This window comes from Flavobacterium sp. ZE23DGlu08, from assembly GCF_030505335.1.
GTDB lineage: Bacteria > Bacteroidota > Bacteroidia > Flavobacteriales > Flavobacteriaceae > Flavobacterium > Flavobacterium algoritolerans.
The window spans coordinates 1,140,982-1,166,674 of record NZ_CP130045.1 but is presented as its reverse complement, the minus strand read 5'-3'; the positions used below and the strand labels follow the sequence as shown (position 1 = coordinate 1,166,674).

Genomic DNA, 25,693 nt, shown 5'->3' with positions numbered 1-25,693 from the left:
ACTCCTAAATGGATACTCCGAACTTTTGAGGATTTAAAATCATGTAATTTATTAGCTTACCAACTTCATTGCTTTCATTTAATAATTCGTTATAAATACTTTCATTTATATAGTTGCATTTAAGTGAAAACTCTATCCAAACTTGAGTCTCTGAGTTTTCAGCATCGGAATCAGTTAATTTACTATGAAAATGTTTAGGATAAACTCTTTTTCTATAGGCTTCTGCAATATTAGCCGGTACACTTCTAGAAGAACGTCTGATTTGGTCGGTTAAGGAATACATTTCTTCTTTTGGGAATGATTTTGTTATTTCAAAGATTTTCATAGCTAATGAAAATGATTTCTGATACGCTAATAAGTCTTGGAATTTCATGTTGTTCTTTTTTTTAACTGATCACTGCTACTGAATACTGACCACTTTCTTTAAAACTCCAATTTTTTCTTTCTTAATTCGAAATTTTGTCCAAGATATACGCGACGTACCATTTCATCTTCTACTAATTCTTCTGGCATTCCCGCTTTTAGGATTCCACCTTCAAACATAAGATAGGTTTTATCCGTAATAGCTAAGGTTTCCTGTACGTTGTGGTCTGTAATAAGAATACCAATATTTTTATTTTTTAACTGAGCTACAATTCTCTGAATGTCTTCAACGGCAACTGGATCGACACCCGCAAATGGCTCATCTAATAAAATGAATTTTGGATCTGTGGCAAGACAACGTGCAATTTCGGTACGACGGCGTTCCCCACCGGAAAGTAAGTCGCCACGATTCGTACGAATGTGTTCTAAGCTAAATTCTTCGATTAAGCTTTCCATCTTAGCCTCTTGTTCCGCCTTGGATAGTTTTGTCAGTTGCAGTACGCTTAGTATATTGTCTTCAATGCTCAATTTTCTAAAAACAGAAGCTTCTTGCGCTAAATAACCAATTCCCTGTTGTGCTCTTTTGTACATTGGATAATCAGTAATATTCAAATCATCCAGAAATATATTGCCCGAATTTGGCTTAACCAATCCTACAATCATATAAAAAGACGTAGTTTTTCCGGCACCATTAGGTCCCAAAAGCCCTACGATTTCGCCTTGATTTACTTCTACCGAAATGCCTTTTACAACACTTCGTCCTTTATAGGTTTTGATTAGATTTTCGGCTCTTAATTTCATTTTTTTAGTTTAATCGTTGGATTGTTTAACTGTTTAATCGTTCAAATAAACGAATAAACAATTAAACGATTTTGCTTCTTAACAATTATTTCACAGCAGTTTCTTCCAGTGCTTCCCAGAATTCGTATGCTCTCCTTAAGTGAGGTACCACGATAGTGCCGCCAACAAGCGTTGCAATTCCCATCGCTTCCATCATTTCCTCTTTGGTTACACCTTCTTTATGGCTGGTTTCCAAATGGTATTTTACACAATCATCACAACGTAAAACTGCCGAAGCTACCAATCCCAGAAGCTCTTTAGTTTTTACGTCTAATGCTCCCGCCGCATACGCATTAGTGTCTAGATTGAAAATTCGTTTTACAATTTTATTATTGTCTGCCAATAATTTTTCGTTCATTTTAGAACGGTACTCGTTGAATTCTTCGATTATATCAGCCATTTAATTTTTTTTGATTTTTTACTACTATTTTTGAAATTAAGATACTCGCTTCATAGATTAACAACATCGGAATGGTTACAATTATTTGACTCACCACATCTGGAGGGGTTACAATTGCTGCGACAATAAGGATGATGATTACGGCATATTTCCAATATTTTCTCAAGAAAACTGGTGTAACCAAACCTAATTTGGTTAGGAAATAAATGATTATAGGTAATTCAAAAAACAATCCACAAGCAATAACACTTGTTTTTACCAAGCCAATATATGAATCAATGCTAAACTGGTTTTTTACTACTTCACTGATGGTGAAAGTGGCAAAAAAGTTTACTGACATAGGTACAATTACAAAGTAGCCAAACAATACACCCAGAAAGAAAAGTAATGAGGATGACACGATAAAAAGTCTCGCATGTTTTTTCTCAGTATCATATAATGCAGGACTGATGAATTTCCATACTTCCCATAAGATGAATGGAAAACCAAGAATAAATCCGGCAGTTATACAGGTCCAAATCAAAACGTTGATTTGTCCTTCCATGTTTGTGTTTTGGATGATGAAAGGCATTTCGGTTACGCAAATACTTTCGGCAAAGCCCAATTGATTTGAGAGGTCGCAAAAAAAGCGATAGGTTATAAAATTAGCATTTGTGGGGCCAAAAATGATGACATCAAAAATATAATCACTGATGAAAAAAGTGATGGTAGCCAAAATTAATATTGCAATTGTGCTTCGAACCAATAACCATCTTAATTCTTCAAGATGATCTAAAAACGACATTTCGTTTAAGTTTTTTTTCGCCATTATATTATTCCTTCTTTTAAAATATCGTGTAAATGTAATACTCCTTTGTATTCTCCATTGTCAACCACAACTAATTGTGTAATGGAGAAGTCTTCCAAGATGTTCAATGCATCTACAACCATAGCAGTAGATGGTATTAATTTTGGGTTTTTTGTCATAATGTCTCTGGCAGTCAAATCAACGAAAGAATCTCTGTCGTTTAACATTCTTCGAATATCACCATCGGTAATAATACCGATAACTTTATCTTCATCGACAACCGCAGTTACACCAAGACGTTTTTCAGAAATCTCGAAAATCACTTTTTTTATAGATGCATCAGGTGATACCATAGGTTTTAAGGTGTGTTCTAGCATGTCTTTTACACGCAATAGCAATTTCTTGCCCAATGCGCCTCCGGGATGATAAACAGCAAAATCTTCCGGTTTGAAATCACGCATTTCCATAAGACAAATGGCAAGCGCATCGCCCATGACTAATTGAGCGGTTGTACTGTTAGTTGGAGCAAGGTTATTAGGACAAGCTTCGGCATCTACAGTGGTGTTCAAAACAAAATCAGAACCTTTAGCAAGAAAAGAAGCAGTATTTCCAGTTATTGCAATCAATGTATTTCTAAAACGTTTTAAGAGTGGCACTAAAACCTTTATCTCAGGACTGTTGCCACTTTTAGAAATACAAATGATACTATCATCATTTTGTATCATTCCTAAATCACCGTGAATAGCCTCTGAGGCATGCAGAAATAGCGATGGCGTTCCAGTAGAATTAAAAGTAGCTACCATTTTTTGGGCAATAATAGCACTTTTTCCTATCCCTGTAACCACTAGTCTTCCTTTGGAATTATAGATATTTTGTGTCGCTTCAATGAAGTTTTCATCAAGAAAATCAGTTAGTTTAGCAATAGATTGGCTTTCCGATAAAATAGTTTTTTTGGCGCTAGCCAATATATTTTCTTTAGATATCAAAACAGAATAATTAAAATTTGTATGTGTAAAAGAAATTTGTACCTTTAGGTGTTGCAAATTTATACAAAATACCACATAATAAAGAATGAATTCAAACGAAATTGACATACACAAAGAATTAAAGAAATATTTTGGCTTCAGCCAATTTAAGGGGTTGCAGGAACAAGTCATAAAAAGTATCCTAAACCAACAGAATACATTTGTGATAATGCCCACAGGAGGAGGAAAATCACTTTGTTATCAATTACCTGCTTTGATTCAAGAGGGAACTGCTATCGTAGTCTCGCCCCTTATTGCTTTAATGAAAAATCAAGTGGATGCCATCAGAAGTTTATCTTCTGAAAATGGCGTTGCCCATGTTTTAAATTCCTCTCTTACTAAAACCGAAATTACTCAGGTAAAAAAAGATATTACTTCAGGATTGACGAAGTTATTATATGTTGCACCTGAATCTTTAACAAAGGAAGAATATGTGAGCTTTCTGAAAAATGTTACCATATCTTTTGTAGCTATCGATGAAGCGCATTGTATTTCGGAGTGGGGACATGATTTTAGACCGGAATACAGGAATTTAAAGCACATCATCAAGCAATTAGGCGATGTTCCTATTATTGGGCTTACTGCAACAGCTACGCCAAAAGTACAGGAAGATATTCTGAAAAACTTAGATATGTCTGATGCTACCACTTTTAAAGCATCATTTAACAGACCCAATCTGTATTACGAAGTACGTACTAAAACTAAAAATATAGAATCGGATATTATTCGTTTTATAAAACAACATAAAGGCAAATCAGGAATTATTTACTGTTTAAGCCGCAAAAAAGTAGAGGCTATTGCCGAAGTTTTGCAAGTAAACGGAATAAGTGCCGTGCCTTATCATGCGGGATTAGATGCTAAAACCCGTGCCAAACACCAAGATATGTTCCTTATGGAAGATGTAGATGTGGTGGTGGCAACCATCGCTTTTGGGATGGGAATTGACAAACCGGATGTGCGTTTTGTGATTCATCACGATATTCCAAAATCACTGGAAAGTTACTATCAGGAAACCGGTCGCGCAGGTCGTGACGGTGGAGAAGGCCATTGTCTGGCCTATTACTCCTATAAAGATGTAGAGAAGTTAGAAAAATTCATGTCTGGTAAACCAGTGGCAGAACAAGAAATTGGATTTGCTTTGTTGCAGGAAGTTGTGGCTTACGCCGAAACGTCTATGTCCAGAAGAAGATTTCTGCTTCATTATTTCGGTGAAGAATTTGATGATGTTAATGGGGAAGGCGCTGATATGGATGACAATGTTCGAAATCCAAAAACAAAAGTCGAAGCCATAGATCAAGTTGTGAAACTGTTGGAAGTGGTTCGAGATACGAAGCATTTATACAAATCAAAAGAAGTTGTTTTTACCTTGATTGGCCGCGTCAATGCTGTCATCAAAGCACATAGAACAGATACACAGTCCTTTTTTGGATGTGGTTCAGATCATGATGAAAAATACTGGATGGCCTTGTTGCGACAAGTTCTTGTTGCAGGATTTTTATCGAAAGATATTGAAACCTATGGCATTGTAAAAATCACTAAGAAAGGATTGGATTTTATTAAAAACCGGGAATCCTTTATGATGTCTGAAGATCATGAATACAACGAATCTGAAGATGAAGCCATAGTAACTGCTTCTAAATCTACAGGAACTGCCGATGAATTATTGATGGGTATGTTGCGTGATTTGCGTAAAAAAGTGGCTAAGAAATTAGGCGTTCCTCCATTTGTGGTTTTCCAAGATCCATCATTGGAAGATATGGCTTTGAAATATCCTGTTTCTCAAGAGGAATTGATTAATATTCATGGTGTTGGAGAAGGGAAAGCTAAAAAATATGGAAAGGAATTTTTAGAATTAATCAGTCGATATGTACAAGATAACGACATCATCCGTCCGGAAGATTTAGTGGTGAAATCTACAGGAGTAAATTCCGTAAACAAACTTTATATTATCCAAAATATCGACAGGAAACTATCCCTTGATGATATTGCTTCCGCCAAAGGCATCAATATGGATGCATTGATTAAAGAAATGGAGCAAATTGTGTATTCAGGAACTAAACTGAATATAAAATATTGGATTGATGATATGCTTGACGATGATCAGCAGGAAGAAATTCATGAATATTTTATGGAATCTGAATCCGATAATATAGAAAATGCACTCAAAGAATTTGATGGGGATTATGATATTGATGAATTGCGCTTGATGCGAATTAAATTCATCAGCGAGGTTGCTAATTAAGAAAAGTGGTCAGTGGTCAGTGTTCTGCAATCTGAATACTGATTACTGCAAACTAAAAAAGCTCCCCACGATGCGGTTTCAAAGCATCTCGAACCTGAATCATGTTTTCATCCGTTACTACCATAAAAGCAATGGCTTGCATTTCACCTTGAATTTCAAAACCCGTTATATTCAATGGTAATTTTTCAATTGTGATGTATTCTTTTAAATGAATTTCGTGATGTTCCGCTGTTTTTGCAGCTGCCGGACCACGAAAATCCCATATCAGTTTTATTTGTCTAGACATTTTTTATGAGGTACAAAAGTTCAGTAATCAGTGTTCAGTAATCAGTGTTCCTCGAAAATCAAATATTAATTTTATTCTTAATTGTTTAATCGGTTGAGGAGTTATCGTTTTACTATTTTTGAATTGCAAAGTTACAAAGTCTAATTCGAAAATTAGGCAATTTGAAAATTTGAAAAATGCATTTTCCTTTCAATAACAAGAAGTCAATACAAAATACTACTTTTGTACCTGGATTATTTTAGACATTTTTAAAAGTCAAATAATCTAAAAATCGAATAATCTAAAAAAATGCCTCAAGAACTCTTATTACAAGTATCTCCAGAAATTGCAGCAAATGATTTGTTGTTGAAAAATCATTTATCGAAACAAATTAAGATTTCCGTAAATGAAATTCAGCACGTTTCTATCCTAAAAAGATCTATTGATGCCCGTCAAAAAGCTATAAAAATCAATCTTAAGGTTTTAATCTATTTAAAAGGAGAGCCTTTTCAGGAGCAAAAAATACAACTTCCGGATTATGGGAATGTGGCTACAGCTCAAGAAGTAATCGTTGTTGGCGCAGGACCTGCGGGACTTTTTGCTGCCTTGCAATTGATAGAATTGGGTTTGAAGCCTATAGTTATTGAGCGTGGAAAAGACGTAAGAGGCAGAAGAAGAGATTTGAAAGCCATCAATGTGGATCATTTTGTAAATGAAGATTCTAATTATTGTTTTGGAGAAGGTGGTGCAGGAACCTATTCAGATGGGAAGTTATACACGCGTTCTAAAAAAAGAGGTGATGTAACACGCGTTTTGGAATTGTTTGTTGCTTTTGGAGCTTCAGCCGATATTCTTATTGAGGCGCATCCACATATTGGTACCAATAAATTACCTCAAATCATTCAGGACATTCGAGAAAAAATTATTGAATGTGGAGGACAAGTTTTGTTTGAAACCAGACTGACTGATATTTTAATAAAAAACAATGAAGTGCAGGGTATCGTTACTCAAAAAGGGGATACGATTCTTGCTAATAAACTTATTTTAGCCACAGGACATTCGGCTCGTGATATTTTTGAATTATTGGATAGAAAAAAGATTTTTATCGAAGCGAAACCTTTTGCCTTGGGCGTTAGGGCAGAGCATCCTCAATCTTTGATTGACAGTATTCAATACAGTTGTGATTATCGGGGAGAATTTTTACCTCCGGCTCCATATTCTATCGTGAAGCAAGTAGGAGGAAGGGGAATGTATTCTTTTTGTATGTGTCCCGGTGGCGTGATTGCACCTTGTGCTACAAGTCCTGGCGAAGTGGTCACCAATGGTTGGTCGCCATCCAAAAGGGATCAGGCTACCGCCAATTCCGGAATTGTAATCGAATTGCAACTGGAAGATTTTAAGCCTTTTGCTAAATTTGGTGCTTTGGCCGGAATGGAATTCCAAAAAAGCATCGAGCAACGTGCTTGGCACTTGGCAGGAGAAAGCCAAAAAGTTCCTGCACAGCGTATGATTGATTTTACACAAAACAGAGTTTCATCGGATATTCCTAAAACGTCTTATGTTCCAGGAACAACTTCAGTAGAAATGGGACAGGTTTTCCCTGGATTTTTAACGCAAATATTGAGAGAAGGATTCACTGAATTTGGAAAATCGATGCGTGGATATTTAACAAATGAAGCCATACTTCATGCACCAGAATCAAGAACGTCTTCGCCAGTGCGTATTCCCAGAGATCCATTGACTTATGAGCACGTTCAAATAAAAGGGTTGTACCCTTGTGGAGAAGGCGCAGGTTATGCCGGCGGAATTATATCTGCTGCTATTGATGGTGAGAAATGTGCATTGATGATAAAAGAGTCTATAGGAAATTAATTTTTTAAGTGATATAATTTTATTTTAAAAAAAAGCAGCCTTATTAGGGCTGCTTTTTAATGTTTTTATAGGATTAGATTATTTTTTCTTGGCAGGTTTTATTTCTGTCACCACAATCTTGAATGTGGTAGTTCCTGTGTTTTTTGCCATGTGGGTTACGGGAGGGAAATATAATACGTCTCCTGCTTTGATATCTGCATTAGTTGCAGGTTTACCTTTTTCTGTTATTTTAATTTTACCACCGGTCAAAGCATACACGGTGTGATGTGGATGGCTATGCCACGGCATTGTTGCGCCTGGGGCAAATTCTGCAGACATGACCCTCACTTTATCATTTTCAAGGAGGATTTTTTTATACACTTTTGGACCTGCTTTCATTGGGTCTTGTGCATACACATTTGAACTCATTATTAGGAATAATCCAATGAGCAAAGACATCGAAATCATTTTAATTGCTTTCATTTTATTTCATTTTTTATTGATTAGACTAAGTTGGACACTATTTTGTTGTCCATTAAAAAAAATATTTCAGCTTCATTCTGGATGCATATAGACTTCTGCTAACACACCATTTTTAATTAGAAATAAGGAATTTGGCGACACTTTAACTAATGTTTTTTTAATTTATTTTCTATGCAGTTCGATTAAAAAAGTAATGTCAATTTTTCAGGATGGTGCTAACTCTTGCTTAGCAATTCATTTGAACTATCGAAGCGCGATAAATGGCTTTTGGGGAACCACTAATTTACAAAATAAATAGATAAAATATCGAATTTGGGGTTTTTATTTTAAGTTAAATCGCTGAAAATTAAATGTTTATGATTCTAAAGAAAACAAAAAAATCCGTTTTTAAATTTTTAAAAACGGATTTTCTATAGGTATTAAAGCGAAGTGTTATTTTTTTATTTTGTTCTTAATGCAACAGGAATCGCGTCGGTTTTTATTACAAAGAAAGAAAACAAAATTCATGATTTGGACTTAATGGTCGTAACTGATTACTCTGGATATTTTCCATTGATTGTCTTTTTTCTTCCAAATCATAAGAAATTTAAACGTTCCAATTTCTTCTTTTCCGTTTTCCATATGTCTGAATTCGTGTACACCAATTTCAATTGCTCCATAGTCTTTGATAGGATGGACTTCCAGCGTTCCTTTGACTAGTTTTCGGGTTAGTTTGTTTTCATTTTTAAACATATTCGAAAAATTTTTAAAAACGGTTTCATGCGAAAGCAATCCGCCATTGTCTTGAAACCATTCTAAATCCTCAGTAAATAAAGATTTGAATTTTTCGAAATCTTTTTTGTTGAACGCTTCGAACATAATCTCGTCCATTTGTTCGATTTCCTTATATAGTGCTGCGGATGTTGATGCTACTTTTTTTTCTTGTGCAGTTGCAGTATTGAAAAGTACTAAAGCAAGAATTAGATTTAGAAAGAAATGAAATTTGAATCTGTTTTGTTTCATAAGAATTTATTTTGAGTCGTTAGGTTTCTAATTGGTTTTGGAATATCAAATGCTTGTTTTGTTTTTATTTTTTAACCGCTACAGCAATTTTTGAATCGGCAGTTCCATAATACAGAAACCATTGTTTTTTAAAATAAACCAATCCTTCTACAAAGCAAACTTCATTTACCTCTCCGGTTTTTTCATAAGGTTTGTCCGGATGAATAAAATAATCTTCCATTCGGTCTATTAATTTATAGGGCTTTTCTTTATCAAATAGCGCTTGACTTGCTGCGTACGTAAATTTAGGTAAACTCGAATCATTATAATTAGCCGCATTACTTCCGTTGTAAATCAGTAGAATACCTTCTTTTTGGAGTAAAGCAAAAGGACCGGGTTCTACTAAACGACTATCAAAATATCCCATTCGAGGATGTAAAACGGTAATCATTTTTTTGCTTTCTTCATTTTCGGCTACTTTCCAATGGATAAGATCTTCAGAAGTTGCCAGATACAAATCAGTGTCCCCAAAATACATCCAGTATTTGCCTTTGATTTTTGTAGCTATGATTTTATCGCCGGCTAATTTACAAACGATAGCTCCAGATTTTGACCACAAATCTTTGTGTTTTTCTTCATTTAAAACTAGACCGTGTTTTGTCCACGTTTTTAAATCTTTTGAGCTGGCTAAACAAAGGCGTGCTGTTTTACCATCATAGGAGGTATAAGTCATGATATAAGTTCCTTTCTCGCTTTCTATGATTCTTGGATCCTCAACGCCACCTTTCCATTCATACTGTTTCATAGTATCATTGTCCGGATAAAATATTGGCGCGGGTTGTTTTTTAAAGTGCAATCCGTCTTCGCTGATAGCCAGCCCTAATCTTGACGTCATGTCTTTGTCTTGTGCTCTGTAGATAAGATATACTTTTCCGTCTTTGACAATCGCTGATGGATTTAGGACATTTCGTTCTTCCCAGTGTACTTCTTTGTTACTTATTGGAGATTGAAAAACTTGATTTAATTGCGGTTCTAAAATAGGGTTAAGGCTGTCTACTTTTACAAAGTTGAGCATCGCCCAATCCTTGCTTTTTGTTTCGGATTTATATGTGGAATTACTGCCGCAACCTACTAGAATAAATAAGAATAATAACGTAATGGTTTGTTTCATAATGTTCAAAATAGTTTAGGAGGAACACACGATTCCTACAGTTATTAAGTATGGTTTTTAGTTTTTATTGATCTCAATTATTTATAAAAGAGTCTGATAGGGTAAAGTTGCATTTATTTTATCGAATAACAATTCTCTTTTTGAAGTTAATAGTGCTTTAGTTACTTGAAGTTGTTTCGTTTCGCTTGAAATTGTCTCATTTGACTTAATTCCTTTTTTTAAATGATTGATGACCACTTCGTAATCATGCCATTCTCCAAGTAAATCCGATAAAATATTTTTGTTTTGCAACGATTGGTTTTGTGATTCGCAGCTTAGGATTTTTTCATTGTATTGGTATGTTTTTAATCGTTTGCGAAAAGTGTGCATTTGCGTTTTTTTAAACTTGGTTTTGCACATTAATTTTTTAATTTCCCTTCTCTTTTTATCCATATAGCGGTTAACCTTTTTTTTACTTGCTTGAGTAAGTAAGGGAATTATTTTGCGGTACTTTTTTCTAAATTTAACTATGAAGCTCTTATTCGCAATTGCGAAGAAACGTTTCAGTTCTTTAGTTTCGAGTTTTTTTAAATGCTTGTAGTAAGCTTGCAGCAAATGAGAATTAGGTTGTTCAGCAAGTAAGGATTGTTCTATTTGAAGTTCTCTGATTTTTCCCGCCTGTTTAAAAATAAGTTTAAAAGGGGAGTAGTTTTTTTTGCGTTTAAATTTTTTAGAGCAATAGTTTAATAAATCAAATAAAGCATTCATTTTCTTGATTTCTACTCGAAGGCTATGAAAGGTCTCCGGAATATAGGATTTTGTAGATTTTTCTAAAATAAGGTTTATGGCACTTTTTCGTTTACTAAAATATGTTTTAAGTGCTTTCATTTTTTATAAAATATTATTTTAGAATAAGAAGGGATGATACTTGCAACAATCGATGTGTTTAAAAAGGCATAAAGAACTTTATTTTTTGTTTCAATTTTCTTCAAGAAATTTCTTTTTTTCTTCAAACTCTTCTTTTGTAATTTCTCCTTTGGCAAATCTTTTTTTCAGAATATCCAATGAAGTTTCCTTTTTTGTTCGCTGATCAAGAAAGTTATAAGGAGATGCAAATACCCAAATGAGGAGGATGATCCAAAAAATCCACCAGAAAAAATGCATTCCACCGAAATGATGTCCGTTATACATGGTGTTGTTTTTAAGTTGTTGAAAATCAATATAAATATATGAATTTCAGCACGGTAATTCAAGTAATTCCATTAAAAAAACGCCTCATTATGTGAGGCGTTTTTTCTATTTTTCTTATTTTGTTATTGATTATCAATTGGAATACCTTGTTAGTGCATTTGCTTATATAATTACTTATTTTTTTTAGTGTTCATTTCCATATAATCTATAGTCAAGTCAGACATTGCTTTCATTCCTAACACAAAACCGCTTTCATCAATATAAAAATCAGGAGTATGATGTGGAGCAGTTTCGGATGTCGGCTTGCCTTTAGGAGCACCTCCCAAAAAGAAATAAAGGCCCGGTATTTTTTCCTGATAAAATGAAAAATCTTCGGCACCTGTAACCGCAGGAGTCAGTAGAACATTCTCTTTGCCAGCAAGAGCTTCTAATGTTGGGACCATTTTTTCGGTCAATGATGGGTCGTTGTAGGTAATAGCAGTTTTGTTGGTTATACTCACATCGGCAGTGGCCCCGGCACTTTCGGCTATTGCCGTTGCAATTTGTTTTATTCTGGAATGAACCATTTGCTGTACTTTGCTGTCCAGAGAACGAATGGTACCATTCATTGTAAGTTCCTCCGGAATGACATTGCTTCGTACCCCTGCATTTATTTGTCCAACGCTTACAACTGCAGCTGATTCTGTTATGTTTACATTTCGGCTAACAATGGTTTGTAATCCCATTATAATCTGAGAAGCGGTAACAATTGGGTCAATACCAAGCCACGGATAAGCACCATGCGTTTGTTTACCCATTATTTTTATTTTAAACCAATCGGATGCTGCCATTGTACCTTTTGGACGGTACTTTATTGTGCCAACTTCTGTCTGGGCATTAATATGTAATCCGAAAATAACATCTACTTTGGGATTAGTAAGAACGCCTTCTTTTATCATCAATTCTGCTCCTCCTTCTTCGCCTTCTGGAGGTCCCTCTTCGGCAGGTTGAAAAATGAATTTAACGGTTCCTTTTAAGTCGCTTTTTATAGATGCTAAAATTTCGGCTGTTCCCATTAAAATTGCAATATGTGTATCGTGCCCACAAGCATGCATGATAGGAACTACTTTGCCATTGTATTCCCCTTCTGCTTTGGAAGCAAAAGGAATGTCTACTCGTTCTTTTACAGGTAGTGCATCAATATCAGCTCTTAGGGCAACAACCGGACCTGGTTTTCCTCCTTTTAGAATACCAACAACTCCAGTTTTTCCTACTCCGGTTTGTACCTCAATCCCAAGAGAACGCAGGTGTACCGCTATTTTTTCGGCAGTTTTAAATTCTCTGTTTCCTAATTCTGGATTTTGGTGAAAGTCTCTTCGCCAAGTAATAACTTTGGATTCTAAAGAAGCTGCCTTTTGAGCAATCTTAGCTTTTAGTGCTGCATTTTGCGCAGAAGCAAAAATGGAAAAAGTAAGTAATCCTGTAAAAAGAATATTTTTTTTCATTAGTTGTGTTGTAAGGTTTGGTTTCATAATAGCAATTATTTCAAATGAAATTCAAGCTATTTTAGAGGTAAATACGGTCAGTCAAAACAAATATAGCAAAAATATTTTGCCTTGCAGTAATTTTAAAATAGTGTGCAAAGTATCTTGCTTTAAGTAAGATGTTAAAAAAAAATCGCCTTGTTTGCAGTAACAAGGCGATAGTTTGATAATTTATTTTTTCTTCTTTAATCGGCTTTTAAAAAGCTTTTCAAATTTTTCCATTTTGGGTTGAATTACCATTTGACAATACGGTTGGCTTTTATTGTTGACGTAATAATTCTGATGGTAGTCTTCGGCTTTGTAAAATTTAGTCAACGGTTCCAATGTTGTAACTATCGGACTGTCATAAATTCCAGCTTTTTTCATTGCAGCGATGATTGTTTGCGCTGCTTTTTTCTGTGCTTCATTTTTATAAAAAATCGCCGAACGATACTGGGTTCCTACATCGGCTCCTTGTCGGTTTAATGTGGTTGGGTCATGAACTGTAAAGAAAACTTTGAAAATCTCATCCAGATTTGTTACTTTTTTATCGTAGGTAACCTGAACTACTTCGGCATAACCGGATCTTCCGGTAGAAACATCCTCATAAGTAGGATTTGCGATTTTGCCGCCTGCGTATCCTGATACCGCCGATTTTACTCCAATTAGATTTTCATAAACGGCTTCAACACACCAGTAACAACCGCCGGCTAATGTAATAGTTTCAAAATTGGATTGTTTTTTGGTTTTATCAATTGTGTTGTTTTGTCCAAACATGCCAAATGAAGTCAATAGCACTATTAAAAATATATTTTTCATATGTAGATTAGATTTATTTTTATTTAGTATCAGGAATAAAGTCAAGTGCGATAGAATTCATACAATATCTTTTTCCCGTTGGAGCAGGTCCATCGTCAAAAAGATGCCCTAAATGACCATTGCATCTTCCGCAAAGGGCTTCAATTCTTTCCATTCCAAGAGAATTGTCGGTTTTATAAATAACACTGCTCTTGTTGTCTTGTTCAAAAAAGCTTGGCCAACCACAGTTGCTTGAAAATTTGGCGCCAGAACGAAATAATTTATTGCCACAGGCGGCACAATAATAGGTTCCTTTTTCATCTGTGTCCCAATACTTCCCTGTAAAAGGTCTCTCCGTGTCAGCATTACGGGTTACTTCATAGACGTCTTCCGGTAAAACCTTTTTCCATTCGGCATCACTAACATTAAGTTTTGTCGTGTCTGTATTGGAATAATACGGATTTCCGGGTTTGTTGATAAAATTGCCCATTGCTATAGATTTTTTTGTGCTGTCTTTTTTGTTTGTCGTTTGTCCACAGGCAGTGAACATAAATAAAGGGAGCAAAAATAATATGCTTAAAATACGGCTTGTTGTTCTCATAATTTTCTTTTTATAGTACAAATGTAAAGCGCTTTTGAATCAAAAAATGTCGTCTACATTGCAAATTAATAGTTATTTAACTATCGTTATTTACGGGTAAAAGACAGTTCTGGATTTAGAATTAACAAAACCTTATTATTATGAAATCATTCGCATGTTGATAAGGTGTTTTTTGAAGCCTGCTTTCTCATACGCCTTAATCGCGGAAGCATTGTCATTGTATACATCCAGCCTGATTTCGAATACGTCCTGAAGATTACACCAGTTTTTGAGCCCTTCAATAATTTTAGCATTTACTCCTTTTCCTCTGTGATTAGCATCAGTGTACATGAAACCTAAATAGGCGTAGTTCAGGTGATTCAAATAAGGCTTTGCAGTCTCTATTCGCGCATATCCGGAACCTATAAGCTCCGAATCAATTTCGGCAACCAATACTTCTATATGTGGTGCTGAAATCATTTTTTCAATATCATAATAATGTGTTTTTTCTGCTTTTAAAGTAGGGTCAAATGGACGTTCGGCAGTAATAATTCCCTGTTCGAATTCAAGGAGTTTTTCTAAATCGTTTGGATGAGCTTTTCGGATGGTTATAGTTTGCATTTTGTTATTTATAATTTGTCATAAAAATACAAAAGAATCTTTAAAAGGAGGGCGTCAATTTTATTTGGACAGCCTTAAAATAATTCCGCTTCAACAAATCGAAACAGAACGTTAAAGCCCCCGTCCCTAATTATCTTTTTTGTATTTTTGACAAGTAATAGATTTATATGTTAGAAGAAAATGTAATATTAGTTAACCAAAATGATGAGCAAATAGGATTGATGCCTAAGCTTGAAGCACATGAAAAAGCGGTTTTGCACCGTGCTTTTTCAGTTTTTGTTTTAAACAGTAAAAATGAAATCATGTTGCAGCAGCGGGCGCATCAAAAATACCATTCTCCTTTGCTTTGGACCAATACCTGTTGTAGTCATCAGCGCGAGGGCGAAACAAATATTCAAGCAGGAAGCCGCAGGTTATTTGAAGAAATGGGTTTCAAAACAGAGCTCAAAGAACTTTTTCATTTTATATACAAGGCTCCTTTTGATAATGGTTTGACTGAGCACGAGCTGGATCATGTCATGATTGGTTATTATAATGATGCGCCGAAAATCAACTTGGAAGAAGTAGAAGACTGGAAGTGGATGAAAATTGACGCTGTTAAAGAAGATATGGAAGTGCATCCAGAGTTATATACCGTTTGGTTCAAGATTATTTTCGACGAGTTTTATCATTTTCTTGAGGAACACAAAATATAGAATTGTAAAAAATAGTTCAAAAATATAGTAACATTAAAAGACTTTAGATTTCGTCACTTTGAGAAATCTGATCCCGAAGCTTCGGGACTAAAATCTGAAATTATGAAAGTTACCATTTCACGAAAAGCCCATTTTAATGCGGCACACAGATTATACAGGAAAGATTGGACTTTCGAGCAAAACGATGCTATTTTTGGAAAGTGCAATAATCCTAATTTTCACGGCCATAACTATGAATTGATAGTGAGTGTAACCGGCGAAATTGATCCGGAAACGGGTTATGTGATGGATGTGAAATTCTTGAGTGATATTATTAAAGAGGATGTTGAGGATCAATTTGATCATAAAAACCTAAATATTGACGTGCCTGAATTTCAGGATTTGAATCCAACAGCCGAAAATATTGTTGTAGTAATTTGGAATAAAATCAGAAAAAGAATCAAGCCAGAATTTGAATTGGAAGTTGTTCTTTATGAAACACCACGAAATTTTGTAACGTATAAAGGTCAATAATGGGACTAAAAGTAGGTGATGTCATCCCCAATTTCAAAGCAAAAGATGCAAACGGCAATGATTTTGATAGTCAGAACATTGTGGGGAAAAAACCTCTCGTTATTTATTTTTATCCAAAAGATAATACTCCGGGATGCACTGCTGAGGCATGCAGTTTTAGAGATCAATATGAAGATTTCAAAGATTTAGGCGCTGAGGTAATAGGAATCAGTAGTGATAGCGTCAGTTCACATCAACAGTTCAGTGAACTGTATAAACTGCCTTTTATTCTTTTGTCAGACAATGATAAAAAAATCAAAGCTCTTTTTGGAGTTCCTTCTGGATTGTTTGGATTACTTCCTGGACGAGTTACGTATGTAACGGATAAAAATGGAGTCATTCAAATGATATTTGATAGTGTGTTAGCTACCAAACACATTCCGAAAGCCCTTCAATCCATCAAGAAATTAGTATCATAGATTTTGTATTATACATTTGTTTTATCTTAATTTGCATTCAGTTGCTATTTCACGGTCATAAATCTTCTCAAAGGATTAAACAGTAGCGTAGTTTGGCAAAAAAATATTGATTTTATACATCTGTAATTCAAAAACACACACTTAAATGAAATTTTATCCATTACAATTTGAACCCATTTTAAAAGAAAGAATTTGGGGAGGTGAAAAACTTAAAACATTACTTAACAAACCAATTACGTCAACAATTACAGGGGAAAGTTGGGAATTGTCTACAGTTGAAGGAGATATAAGTGTTGTTGCGAACGGAGAATGGAAAGGGAAATCATTGACTGAAATTATCAATGATTCTCCAGATGAAATATTAGGAACGGAAGTTCATGCCAGATTTGGAAAACAATTTCCGTTGCTTTTCAAGTATTTAGATGCTCGTGAAGACTTGTCCATACAAGTACATCCTAATGATGAGTTGGCTAAAAAACGCCATAATTCTTTTGGTAAAACCGAAATGTGGTACATCATGCAAGCAGATGATGATGCCAGAATTATTGTGGGTTTCAAGGAAAAATCGAATGCCAATGACTATTTGAAAAATCTAAAAAACAAAACCTTGCTTTCTATTCTGGATGATGTAAAAGTAAAATCAGGAGATGTTTTCTTTTTAGAAACTGGAACGGTTCACGCAATTGGTGCCGGATTGGTAGTTGCTGAGATTCAACAAACTTCGGATATTACGTATCGTCTCTATGATTTTGATAGGGTAGATGCTAATGGTAACACAAGAGAATTACATGTTGATTTGGCTTTGGACGCCATTAATTATAACAAAGTAGAAACTAAAAAAGAGTACACAAAGAACATAAACGATTCAAACGAAATTGTTGACTGTCCTTATTTTACGACTAATTTTATTCCGTTAGACGGAGAAATTTCGGTTTCTAAATCAGGAAAAACATTTACTGTATATATGTGTACAGAGGGAACATTTGAACTGGAATACAATAATTCAAAATTGCAATATAAAAAAGGAGATACTGTTTTGATTCCTGCCGCTTTGAATGCATTCATTCTCAGCGGAAAAGCTTCAATTTTAGAAATTTACATTTCATAGTCGGTAATAGAAAGATTATGTGTACTTTTGCAGACGCAAATTAAAATTCAAATTTTAAAAAAATAAAAATGGCAAACGTTAAGAATTTAAAAAAAGACATCAACTACGTTTTAGGAGATATTATTGAAGCAGTTTACTTGTTCGAAATTTCTACAACAGGAAAACCAACAACTGAAACTAATGATTTAATTGATGAAGCTATCGCTGCTTTTGACGCTTTAATCACTAAAGTGAATGCAAAAAAAGTAGAAAATAAAAAAGCACACTTCAAACAAATCAATGTTGAATTGGAACAAACTGCAAATCAATTGATTGCTAAAATCAACGAATTGTAGTCAAAAAAAAAGCGAAAAAAGTTTGAATTTGTTTTGGAAAATAGAAATTCAGACTTATATTTGCACCCGTAATGAGTCGCCAGCGTAGCTCAGTTGGCTAGAGCAGCTGATTTGTAATCAGCAGGTCGTGGGTTCGAGTCCCTCCGCCGGCTCTTTAATAAAACCACTTAACTTTTGTTAAGTGGTTTTTTGTTTTTGGTAAAAATGTGAATTGAATTCCGTTTTAATGGTACGTAATAATTTTTTTGTTAAATTTGGTATCTAACCTAAACATTAAATTATGGAAGAGCATTCAGTTATTGAAAATTTTGAAATGAAATTAAATGAGTCTGCAAAAGACTTTTTGAAAGAAGCGGCAAAATGGGCTTATTTTTTATCAATTCTTGGTTACATAGGAATTGGTTTTATAGTTTTTGCAGCTTTATTTGCTGGTACATTATTTTCTACTATGGGGAAAATGAATCCAGCAATGGGAATGATGGGTTCATCTTTTGGAATAGTGATGGCAGTCGTTTATTTGCTTATTGCGGCACTTTATTTCTTTCCGGTGTATTACTTGAATAAATTTGCATCTAATGCCAAAGCAGCGTTTAATAACAACGATTCTGAAACTTTAACTACTTCTTTAAGATATCTGAAATCACATTACAAATTTATTGGGATTATGACTCTGGTTATTTTCTCTCTGTATCTTTTAATGTTTGTAGGAATGATTGTTGGCGGAATGGCTTTTAATAATGCTTAAATAGCTTTTATATCTGATAACGATGATGTTTCGTTCAGTTAGGCTCATCGTTATTTTACTTCTTCATAGAACAAAAAAAAATCATCTTGCTGTACAACAAGATGATTTTTTTTATTTTAATTATGGAACAGCATGTAGCTTTTAGAACTGTTTATTTTTGGTTCTTGATGCTGGTAATGTATTCCGTTAATTTTTTGCCGTAAAGCGATTGTGCGACTTTAGGAGACATTGATTTTTGAATCGTATCTAAATATTTGATATTAATATCATAGATTTCAGATAACGCTATGTAAGGCGCCACCTCAAATTTTCTGTTGTTTAGTGCAAAATTAGTAGCAAACAAATATTTTCTTTTAATGTTAGAATCCTGTCTAGCACTTAAACTATCTACTTTTTGTGTGTTTTGACTTTTGATAGCATTAAATTTTTGCTCAATCAAAGAAAGATTTTCATCTGTGAAACGGGTGTTGATTTTTTTATATTCTTCAAATATTTCCTGATTTTTTGATCCTTTAATTTTGGCGTCAGACAAATAACGATCTAAACTAGTTTCAATAGTTATGTTTCCTGGCTCAGCAAAGAATGGTAAATTATTGTCTAAAGAATTGCTCACGCCTCTGTCTAAGAATAAATAAAGCATTTCAGGAGACTTTAGGTCCAAATTACTTTCAAATGAAGAGCTTCCATCGATGTTGATAGTGTCAATAGCTACTAGTGTAGTGTCAACAACTCTTTGGATATACAAAGTTCCTTTTTTTAATCCTTTGATATTTCCGGTAATGTGTAAATTAGTTTTTGACTCATTCTTGTTACAAGATGCCAATAGGATAAGCGTAACGAATGCAATAATTGATTTTTTCATGTGAAGTTAAAATTTGTTTTTTTGGACCATGGTATCGTCATTTTTATGATTTCTCCCGTCTCGAAACTTCGGGATGAGGATTGAATCGTGACGATTTCTTTACTGTTTATATTTTGGCGCAAAATAAAGAAAATTGTTGGAATGATTTTGTTAACGCATTCAAATTTCACAAAAAAAATCCCAATCTATTTCTAAATTGGGATTTTCTGAATTATTTTTGAAATTATGATTTCAACCAAGCTTCTTTCAAAGCAGTTTTGGTTGCATCTGTAGCCTTAAGACCTTCTTTGTCTTCATAAGGGAATTTCACCTTTCCTTTTATTATTTGTTCCTTACCGTCACGTTTTATTTTTACGGTAATAGCATCGTTTTCTTTCCAGTTTTGGCTCTCCGTGATCATGTCATAAATGTTATCCAATGAATATGGTTTTTCATTGATAGACACCAAAATATCTCCTCCTTTAAGCCCTAAATTTGTATAAAAAACATTCAATTCCATGTTTGGAATCACAATGATTTCTTTAGTTTGCTGATTCACGGTGATGTATGGTGATTGCCCTTTAATGAACACATTTCCGGGTACTTTCTCTATGGATTTAGTAACGCCAACTTTAGCCAAATAAGTTTCGTAAGGAATTGGAGTTGCGCCAGATACATAAGTAGTCAAGAAAGCGCCAACTTCAGGATAGGTAAACGAAGTTATTTTTGCAAAAAGTTCATTGTCATTAAATGGTTTTGATGCACCATATTCATTGGATAATTTTTGCATCAAATCAAGAATTCCTCTTTCGCCATTACTTTTTTCTCTTATTATAATATCCAAACACATTCCAATAAGCGCTCCTTTTTCATATACGTTCAAGTATTGAGCTTTGTATGGTTCTGTCAATACATTAGCACTCATGGTAGTGAAAGGCATTGTGTCATTCATGGCATTTGCATGTTCAATTTTTTCTGACATACGCGTGTAAAACTCTTCTTCTGAAATTAACCCTTGATTGATCTGAAAAAGATTGGCGAAATATTCCGTCACCCCTTCGTACATCCATAAATGTTCTGACATTTTAGGCGTGTTGTAATCAAAATAGTGAATCTCTTTAGAATGAATCGTAAGCGGTGTTACAATATGAAAGAATTCATGCGAAACCACATCTTTCATTGATTTAACTAATTCTTCTTTTGGCATCATTTCTGGTAAAACAACAGTTGTTGCGGTAGGGTGTTCTAATGCTCCAAATCCTTTAGCATCAGTAGGTGTCATGCTTGATAAATATAATAAAACGCTGTATTTTTTTGTAGCATTGATTTTTCCTAAAAATGTTTTTTGAGCAGTCATCATCGTTTTCATCTCCGGAGTGATGCTTTCTGCAGTCACTTTTCCTGTAGGGGAATATACGCCAATCAGTATTTCCATTCCGTCAACCGTAAAAGTAGTATAGTCCGGTTTAGCATACATGATAGGATTTTCAACTAATTCAGCATAACGAGGAGTTGTAAATACATCATTAGTTGTGCTTGCATCTTGATCTGTCATTGAGGTTGCTCCCCAAAGCATTTCCGGATGCGAAATGCTTACAGTGTACGGAAGATCTTTTTTATCTTGAAAATAACCTGCAAAACCGTGCATGTTCAGCATAAAGTTTTTCCCTGCATCAATGTTTGTTCCTGCTGGAGAAAAAATATCATTTTGACCAAAACCACCGCCTTTTTCGGTGTCAAATGTGTCGTTTACCAAATAAGTTATTTTTACTAACGTTTTTGCATTTTTAATATTCCAAGTGTTGTCATCTGTTTTAGTAACAGGCAATACACTTCCTTTACTGTCAAATGCTTTAAAATCCTCAATATATTTTCCATAATCATCTACAGAATAGGTTCCGGGAACAATTTTAGGAATGCTGTAGGTTACTTCATCTATACTGATTTTTGGGGAAGTAATCGTGACAAGCACTTTGTCCTCTTTTACATCATTCAAATTAATTGCAACTTTTACTATATCAGTAACGGATTTTGAGTCATTTGTAGCAGTACTGGCAGTTTTACAGCTCAAAAGAACCGATGCAAATGCTAGTGTAAAAAATATTCTTTTCATTATTGTGTTATTTTATTTTAAGTGTTAGTCTTTCAAATTGTAGAATTGTTACAATTTATAAGGACTAGAAACTACTTTTAAATTTTTTATTTTTTAAAACTGATTTGAGAATAAAAGAAATTTTATTTTGCGTTTAATTCTTTCATTACTACTTCCGGATTTTCAACTTCGATAATTAGTTTATTGTAATAGGAATCTTTGAGTTCGACAATAATTGCATTTTTTTTATTGCAAACATCCCAAAAATTGCGTTTCCCTTTTTTTATATAAGTTCCAGCAGTGATAACCCATGGCAATTGGGTGCCTGGCATTTTCCAACCAATCCAAAAGGTAAATTCATCGTTGCTTTGATACGCTCGGATTATTTTATCTTTCGGTACTTTAATTTTATTTTCAAAAGCCCAAAATTTATGACTTCGGAGAATGTCAAAAATAAATTCGTTTTCGTTTGATGTTACTGAAACCATTGCTGAGTTTGTGAAAGTTAATTGATATAAAAACAAAAACTCCCGAATATCAGGAGTTTTGTTTTTAGTCTAATTTATTTTTTATATAATATTTTCCATCCAAATCTTCATCAAAATCATCAATCTTAACGGGTTTTGGTTTTGGTTTATTTGCAGTCGCTTTCTTTTTCCACATTTCAAATTTTTCTGCGGGCATTTTCTTTTTCATGATTTCAAGAACCTCTTTTTCGGCTAAACCAAATTCTTTTTTGATGATTTCAAAAGGATTTTTTTCTTCTAAAGCCAATGTAACAAGTTTTTCTGTTTGCTCCCAGTTCAATTCTTTACGGTTACTCTTTTTCATCACGTGAAAATTAATTCAAATAAGTTGTTAATGATTAATAAATTGCATTTTTAATTACATCCAATATTAAGAAAAAAAATAATTACTTTTTCTCAAAAGGCCATTTTTTTTATACTTTTTAACTATTTTCCTTCAAAGGTTGTTTTTGAAAGGGTATTTTTAATAAATTTTTTAATTCATTGTGCTCTTCAGGCTTCGGATGCGTGTCGATTCCATAAATGATTTCTTCTTTTGGAAGCGTCATGAAGGTTCCGAAAAGCCTGTCCCAAATTGAAAATATATTTCCATAATTACTATCCGTATACGGCAAAACATAGTGATGGTGTACTTTATGCATATCTGGAGAAACGATAAAATAACTCAATATAGTGTCTACTCTTTTTGGAAGCGAAATATTAGCATGATTGAATTGCGTAGCCACAACGGATAACGTTTGGTACAGGAAAACCATCCACATGGGACTTCCAATAATTAAAACACCCATTGCTGTAAACGTAAAACGGATTACACTTTCACCCGGATGATGCCTGTTTGCAGTTGTGGTGTCAATCCAAGTATCGGTGTGATGTATCAAATGAAAACGCCATAAAAATTTAGTTTTATGTTCCACTAAATGTACCAGATAAGCACCAATTAAATCCAATAAAAGCAATCCAACTAATGCGTAAAGCCATAAAGGCATTTCTGGTAGCCATTGTAAAATTCCAAAATTATTGGCAATTGTCCAATCGGCTGATTTTAATAAAATAAATGCCAAACAAAAGTTGACTACTATTGTGGTAAACGTCATAAAGATATTAATACCCGCATGATGCCATTTTTTATACGTGAAGTTAAAAAGTGGAAAAGCATTTTCTATTAACCAAAAAAAAGTGATTCCACCCACAAGAATTAAGCTTCGGTGTGATGATGGAATGGTAGAAAAATAGGCAATAATATCATTCATAATTGGAGTATTTATTTCAAATTTAATAATTTTTATTGAAAATAATTATTTGATTACCCGAAAGGTACCATTTATTCTTGGACCAATGGGTTTTGCCGTTTTTGGAATTTGATGTTTCCAATAGTGCTGCGTTGTTCCTTTCATTATTAATAAACTTCCGTGTTGCAGAACGATACTTTTTTTTAGGTCTTTGTCTAAATTATGTTTCAGTTGAAACGTACGCTCCGCACCAAAACTCAACGAAGCAATTACAGGATTTATTCCTAATTCTTTTTCGTTATCGGCGTGCCAGCCGTTGCTGTCTTTTCCATCACGATACTGATTGAGTAAAACGGTTGTGAAATTTACATCAGCAATATTTTCGATTTCCGTTTTTAGCTTTTGCAAAAGCAAATTCCAAGGATGTGGTTGCATGGTTATATTCGAATACGAATAGGGTTTTCCTTCGTTTCCAAATAAAGCGGTCAGGCGAGGTTGCGGATGAGTTTTTCCGTACACCCGAATATCATCTTGTTGCCAAGGAATTTCTTTTACCAATTCTGCAAAAATAATATCGGCTTGCTCTTTGTCAAAGAACTGAGGATAATAGATGATTTCAGCGTCTGGCAAGTCAAGGAATATGGGGTCGGATGTAGATTGAAACAGTGATTTCAATGGATTATGTGTATTGGTAAGCCCAGAAAATGAGAACTAATTGTAATGGCATTCGCAAAAGCAAAACCCATTTTGGCAAACCCATTCTTGCTTTTTCATCGAAATACATATAGAGATGCGTTGGGAAAATAGCCATCAATAGGGCAATAACTCCCCAAGCAGCATAGTTTGAAAGTAGCGGAATACAGAGTGCAATTCCCAGAAATATTTCTGCTAAACCGCTGATGTGGTTTAATAATTTTGGATTCGGAAAATAAGGAGGAATGATTTTTAGGTACAGTCTCGGGTTTCTGAAATGGTTTAATCCTGCGATAAAGTAAACAAAAGCCATCACATATAAATGCCAAGGTAAATTCATAATAAAGTTATTTATCACGAATTTATAAAAATTTTAATGAAATGAGTACAAATGTCTTTAAATAGAAATTAAGTCCTTTTCTTGAAGTTGACATTCATAATCACAATTGCCAGAATGATTAAAATAATTCCAATCCATTGTATTAGAGTCACGTTTTCATTCAAAAGAAAGTACGCCATCAGTACGGATACGGGAAGTTCCAGCGCAGATACAATACTTCCTAACCCGATTCCTGTAAGTGGAAACCCAGCATTGAACAATAAAGGTGGAATTATAGTTCCAAAAAGAGCCAGTATGATTCCCCATTTCATGAAAATCTCAAAATTGAAAGGAGTTGTTTGTGTCGCAATTGCAAATCCAAATACGATTATTGCGCCACCAAGTAACATAAACAGACTTCGTTGCGCCGAAGAAACATGTGTTGCCACACGATTAGCGGTAAACATAGTTGTGGTAAAGGAAGCAGCAGATAAAAGCCCTAAAACGATACCGCGCCAGTCTAATTCTACTTTGCTTTGAATAAGATTTGTGGCAAGTGCCGTACCAATTAGTACAATAACTACCGAAACTATTTTTTGATCAGAAGGTCTTTTCTTTTCTAAAATCATTTCGAATAAAACGCCCATCCAAACGGTTTGCATCAATAAAACGATAGCAATAGAAACAGGAATATATTTTACTGCCAAGTAATAAAAAATACTCGTCATTCCCAGAGAAGTTCCGGCAAGCATTAATTGAGTTATGTTTTTCTTGGATGCTTTTACAACGTCATTTCCTTTTTTAGCTTTTTGAAACAGATTAATCAGCAGCATTCCCGTGATTCCATATACAAATTGTGCAATGGTAACTTCAGGTGTGGTGAACCCTTCGCCATAGGCTATTTTTACAAAAGTAGCCAGCATTCCATAACTTGTTGCACCAAGACCTACCAAGAAAACTCCTTTTAATACACTATTCTTTATCATTTTTTCAATTTTAAAAAGCGGGCAAAGATAGGGTTTAGTTCCTAGTTATGAGGTATAAAATAGGACTTAATAT

The 25,693-nt window shown here is 34.3% G+C and carries 31 protein-coding genes and 1 tRNA gene; 9 read left to right on the top strand and 23 right to left on the bottom strand.

What is annotated here, in order from left to right:
• Nucleotides 1-4: 4 nt before the first annotated feature.
• The 5 genes from Q1W72_RS05135 to Q1W72_RS05115 all read right to left on the bottom strand — a co-directional run bounded on the left by Q1W72_RS05135 (nt 5) and on the right by Q1W72_RS05115 (nt 3,376).
• Nucleotides 5-373, bottom strand: a complete 369-nt coding sequence (locus Q1W72_RS05135; RefSeq protein WP_302137534.1) for a four helix bundle protein — start codon at nt 371-373, stop codon at nt 5-7.
• Nucleotides 374-423: 50 nt separating this feature from the next.
• Nucleotides 424-1,164: an LPS export ABC transporter ATP-binding protein gene (gene lptB, locus Q1W72_RS05130; RefSeq protein ID WP_099713342.1), complete on the bottom strand. Its 741-nt coding sequence runs from the start codon at nt 1,162-1,164 to the stop codon at nt 424-426.
• An 85-nt stretch (nt 1,165-1,249) separates the two neighbouring features.
• Nucleotides 1,250-1,603, bottom strand: a complete 354-nt coding sequence (locus tag Q1W72_RS05125; protein WP_099713341.1) for a carboxymuconolactone decarboxylase family protein — start codon at nt 1,601-1,603, stop codon at nt 1,250-1,252.
• A complete protein-coding gene (tatC, locus tag Q1W72_RS05120; protein ID WP_099713340.1) occupies nt 1,596-2,411 on the bottom strand; it encodes a twin-arginine translocase subunit TatC in 816 nt (271 codons plus the stop codon). The genes Q1W72_RS05125 and tatC overlap by 8 nt, the downstream gene beginning before the upstream one ends.
• Complete coding sequence (locus tag Q1W72_RS05115) at nt 2,411-3,376, bottom strand: SIS domain-containing protein (protein WP_302137533.1); 966 nt, start codon at nt 3,374-3,376, stop codon at nt 2,411-2,413. Before Q1W72_RS05115 ends, tatC begins: the two co-directional genes overlap by 1 nt.
• An 85-nt stretch (nt 3,377-3,461) precedes the next feature.
• Between Q1W72_RS05115 and recQ the strand changes: the two genes are divergently transcribed.
• A complete protein-coding gene (recQ, locus tag Q1W72_RS05110) occupies nt 3,462-5,657 on the top strand; it encodes a DNA helicase RecQ (protein ID WP_099713339.1) in 2,196 nt (731 codons plus the stop codon).
• Between the two features lie 52 nt (nt 5,658-5,709).
• Here the strand turns inward: recQ and Q1W72_RS05105 are convergent, their stop codons facing one another.
• Nucleotides 5,710-5,943: a hypothetical protein gene (locus Q1W72_RS05105; RefSeq protein WP_099713338.1), complete on the bottom strand. Its 234-nt coding sequence runs from the start codon at nt 5,941-5,943 to the stop codon at nt 5,710-5,712.
• Nucleotides 5,944-6,231: 288 nt separating this feature from the next.
• Here Q1W72_RS05105 and Q1W72_RS05100 point away from each other — a divergent pair, with 288 nt between their 5' ends.
• A complete protein-coding gene (locus Q1W72_RS05100) occupies nt 6,232-7,794 on the top strand; it encodes an NAD(P)/FAD-dependent oxidoreductase (RefSeq protein ID WP_282711583.1) in 1,563 nt (520 codons plus the stop codon).
• 78 nt (nt 7,795-7,872) lie between these two features.
• Here Q1W72_RS05100 and Q1W72_RS05095 read toward each other — a convergent pair whose 3' ends face one another.
• From Q1W72_RS05095 to Q1W72_RS05055, 9 genes are all read right to left on the bottom strand, one after another.
• Entirely contained in the window at nt 7,873-8,256 is a 384-nt protein-coding gene (locus Q1W72_RS05095; protein ID WP_099713336.1) for a cupin domain-containing protein, read from the bottom strand.
• Nucleotides 8,257-8,772: 516 nt separating this feature from the next.
• On the bottom strand, nt 8,773-9,258 hold the full coding sequence (locus Q1W72_RS05090; protein WP_302137532.1) for a nuclear transport factor 2 family protein: 486 nt from the start codon (nt 9,256-9,258) through the stop codon (nt 8,773-8,775).
• 64 nt (nt 9,259-9,322) lie between these two features.
• A complete protein-coding gene (locus Q1W72_RS05085) occupies nt 9,323-10,408 on the bottom strand; it encodes a glycoside hydrolase family 130 protein (protein ID WP_302137531.1) in 1,086 nt (361 codons plus the stop codon).
• Nucleotides 10,409-10,489: 81 nt separating this feature from the next.
• Nucleotides 10,490-11,155, bottom strand: coding sequence for a CHAD domain-containing protein (locus Q1W72_RS05080; protein ID WP_302137530.1), 666 nt, complete (start codon nt 11,153-11,155; stop codon nt 10,490-10,492).
• Nucleotides 11,156-11,365: 210 nt separating this feature from the next.
• Nucleotides 11,366-11,578 carry an SHOCT domain-containing protein gene (locus tag Q1W72_RS05075; RefSeq protein ID WP_302137529.1) on the bottom strand — a complete coding sequence of 71 codons (213 nt, stop codon included), beginning with the start codon at nt 11,576-11,578 and terminating at the stop codon, nt 11,366-11,368.
• A 170-nt stretch (nt 11,579-11,748) separates the two neighbouring features.
• On the bottom strand, nt 11,749-13,062 hold the full coding sequence (locus Q1W72_RS05070) for an amidohydrolase (protein ID WP_302137528.1): 1,314 nt from the start codon (nt 13,060-13,062) through the stop codon (nt 11,749-11,751).
• 210 nt (nt 13,063-13,272) lie between these two features.
• Complete coding sequence (gene msrA, locus Q1W72_RS05065) at nt 13,273-13,899, bottom strand: peptide-methionine (S)-S-oxide reductase MsrA (protein ID WP_302137527.1); 627 nt, start codon at nt 13,897-13,899, stop codon at nt 13,273-13,275.
• A gap of 19 nt (nt 13,900-13,918) precedes the next feature.
• Nucleotides 13,919-14,479 carry a peptide-methionine (R)-S-oxide reductase MsrB gene (gene msrB, locus Q1W72_RS05060; protein ID WP_302137526.1) on the bottom strand — a complete coding sequence of 187 codons (561 nt, stop codon included), beginning with the start codon at nt 14,477-14,479 and terminating at the stop codon, nt 13,919-13,921.
• Between the two features lie 138 nt (nt 14,480-14,617).
• Nucleotides 14,618-15,079, bottom strand: a complete 462-nt coding sequence (locus Q1W72_RS05055) for a GNAT family N-acetyltransferase (RefSeq protein WP_302137525.1) — start codon at nt 15,077-15,079, stop codon at nt 14,618-14,620.
• Nucleotides 15,080-15,246: 167 nt separating this feature from the next.
• Between Q1W72_RS05055 and idi the strand changes: the two genes are divergently transcribed.
• From idi to Q1W72_RS05020, 7 genes are all read left to right on the top strand, one after another.
• A complete protein-coding gene (idi, locus tag Q1W72_RS05050) occupies nt 15,247-15,774 on the top strand; it encodes an isopentenyl-diphosphate Delta-isomerase (RefSeq protein WP_099713328.1) in 528 nt (175 codons plus the stop codon).
• 102 nt (nt 15,775-15,876) lie between these two features.
• Nucleotides 15,877-16,287, top strand: a complete 411-nt coding sequence (locus tag Q1W72_RS05045) for a 6-carboxytetrahydropterin synthase (RefSeq protein WP_099713327.1) — start codon at nt 15,877-15,879, stop codon at nt 16,285-16,287.
• The gene (locus Q1W72_RS05040; RefSeq protein WP_302137524.1) at nt 16,287-16,745 is read left to right on the top strand and encodes a peroxiredoxin; all 459 of its coding nucleotides are present in this window, start codon (nt 16,287-16,289) and stop codon (nt 16,743-16,745) included. Before Q1W72_RS05045 ends, Q1W72_RS05040 begins: the two co-directional genes overlap by 1 nt.
• Nucleotides 16,746-16,890: 145 nt before the next feature.
• Complete coding sequence (locus Q1W72_RS05035) at nt 16,891-17,853, top strand: type I phosphomannose isomerase catalytic subunit (RefSeq protein WP_302137523.1); 963 nt, start codon at nt 16,891-16,893, stop codon at nt 17,851-17,853.
• A gap of 68 nt (nt 17,854-17,921) precedes the next feature.
• Entirely contained in the window at nt 17,922-18,188 is a 267-nt protein-coding gene (locus Q1W72_RS05030; RefSeq protein WP_099713324.1) for a hypothetical protein, read from the top strand.
• A 78-nt stretch (nt 18,189-18,266) separates the two neighbouring features.
• Nucleotides 18,267-18,340, top strand: a tRNA-Thr gene (locus tag Q1W72_RS05025).
• A 128-nt stretch (nt 18,341-18,468) separates the two neighbouring features.
• Nucleotides 18,469-18,933, top strand: a complete 465-nt coding sequence (locus Q1W72_RS05020) for a hypothetical protein (RefSeq protein WP_282742928.1) — start codon at nt 18,469-18,471, stop codon at nt 18,931-18,933.
• A 151-nt stretch (nt 18,934-19,084) separates the two neighbouring features.
• Here Q1W72_RS05020 and Q1W72_RS05015 read toward each other — a convergent pair whose 3' ends face one another.
• The 8 genes from Q1W72_RS05015 to Q1W72_RS04980 all read right to left on the bottom strand — a co-directional run bounded on the left by Q1W72_RS05015 (nt 19,085) and on the right by Q1W72_RS04980 (nt 25,620).
• Complete coding sequence (locus Q1W72_RS05015; RefSeq protein ID WP_121341065.1) at nt 19,085-19,795, bottom strand: DUF4369 domain-containing protein; 711 nt, start codon at nt 19,793-19,795, stop codon at nt 19,085-19,087.
• Between the two features lie 223 nt (nt 19,796-20,018).
• On the bottom strand, nt 20,019-21,887 hold the full coding sequence (locus Q1W72_RS05010; RefSeq protein ID WP_302137522.1) for a peptidase M61: 1,869 nt from the start codon (nt 21,885-21,887) through the stop codon (nt 20,019-20,021).
• Nucleotides 21,888-22,009: 122 nt separating this feature from the next.
• On the bottom strand, nt 22,010-22,354 hold the full coding sequence (locus Q1W72_RS05005) for a hypothetical protein (RefSeq protein WP_099713320.1): 345 nt from the start codon (nt 22,352-22,354) through the stop codon (nt 22,010-22,012).
• A gap of 64 nt (nt 22,355-22,418) precedes the next feature.
• Nucleotides 22,419-22,697, bottom strand: a complete 279-nt coding sequence (locus Q1W72_RS05000) for a DUF2805 domain-containing protein (RefSeq protein ID WP_035670363.1) — start codon at nt 22,695-22,697, stop codon at nt 22,419-22,421.
• Between the two features lie 118 nt (nt 22,698-22,815).
• Nucleotides 22,816-23,643 (bottom strand): sterol desaturase family protein, encoded by an 828-nt coding sequence (locus Q1W72_RS04995; protein ID WP_099713319.1) that lies wholly within the window; start codon nt 23,641-23,643, stop codon nt 22,816-22,818.
• A gap of 45 nt (nt 23,644-23,688) precedes the next feature.
• Entirely contained in the window at nt 23,689-24,297 is a 609-nt protein-coding gene (locus Q1W72_RS04990) for an alpha-ketoglutarate-dependent dioxygenase AlkB (RefSeq protein WP_302137521.1), read from the bottom strand.
• A gap of 4 nt (nt 24,298-24,301) precedes the next feature.
• Nucleotides 24,302-24,655, bottom strand: coding sequence for a DoxX family protein (locus tag Q1W72_RS04985; RefSeq protein WP_099713317.1), 354 nt, complete (start codon nt 24,653-24,655; stop codon nt 24,302-24,304).
• 68 nt (nt 24,656-24,723) lie between these two features.
• On the bottom strand, nt 24,724-25,620 hold the full coding sequence (locus Q1W72_RS04980) for an EamA family transporter (protein ID WP_302137520.1): 897 nt from the start codon (nt 25,618-25,620) through the stop codon (nt 24,724-24,726).
• Nucleotides 25,621-25,693 lie beyond the last annotated feature (73 nt).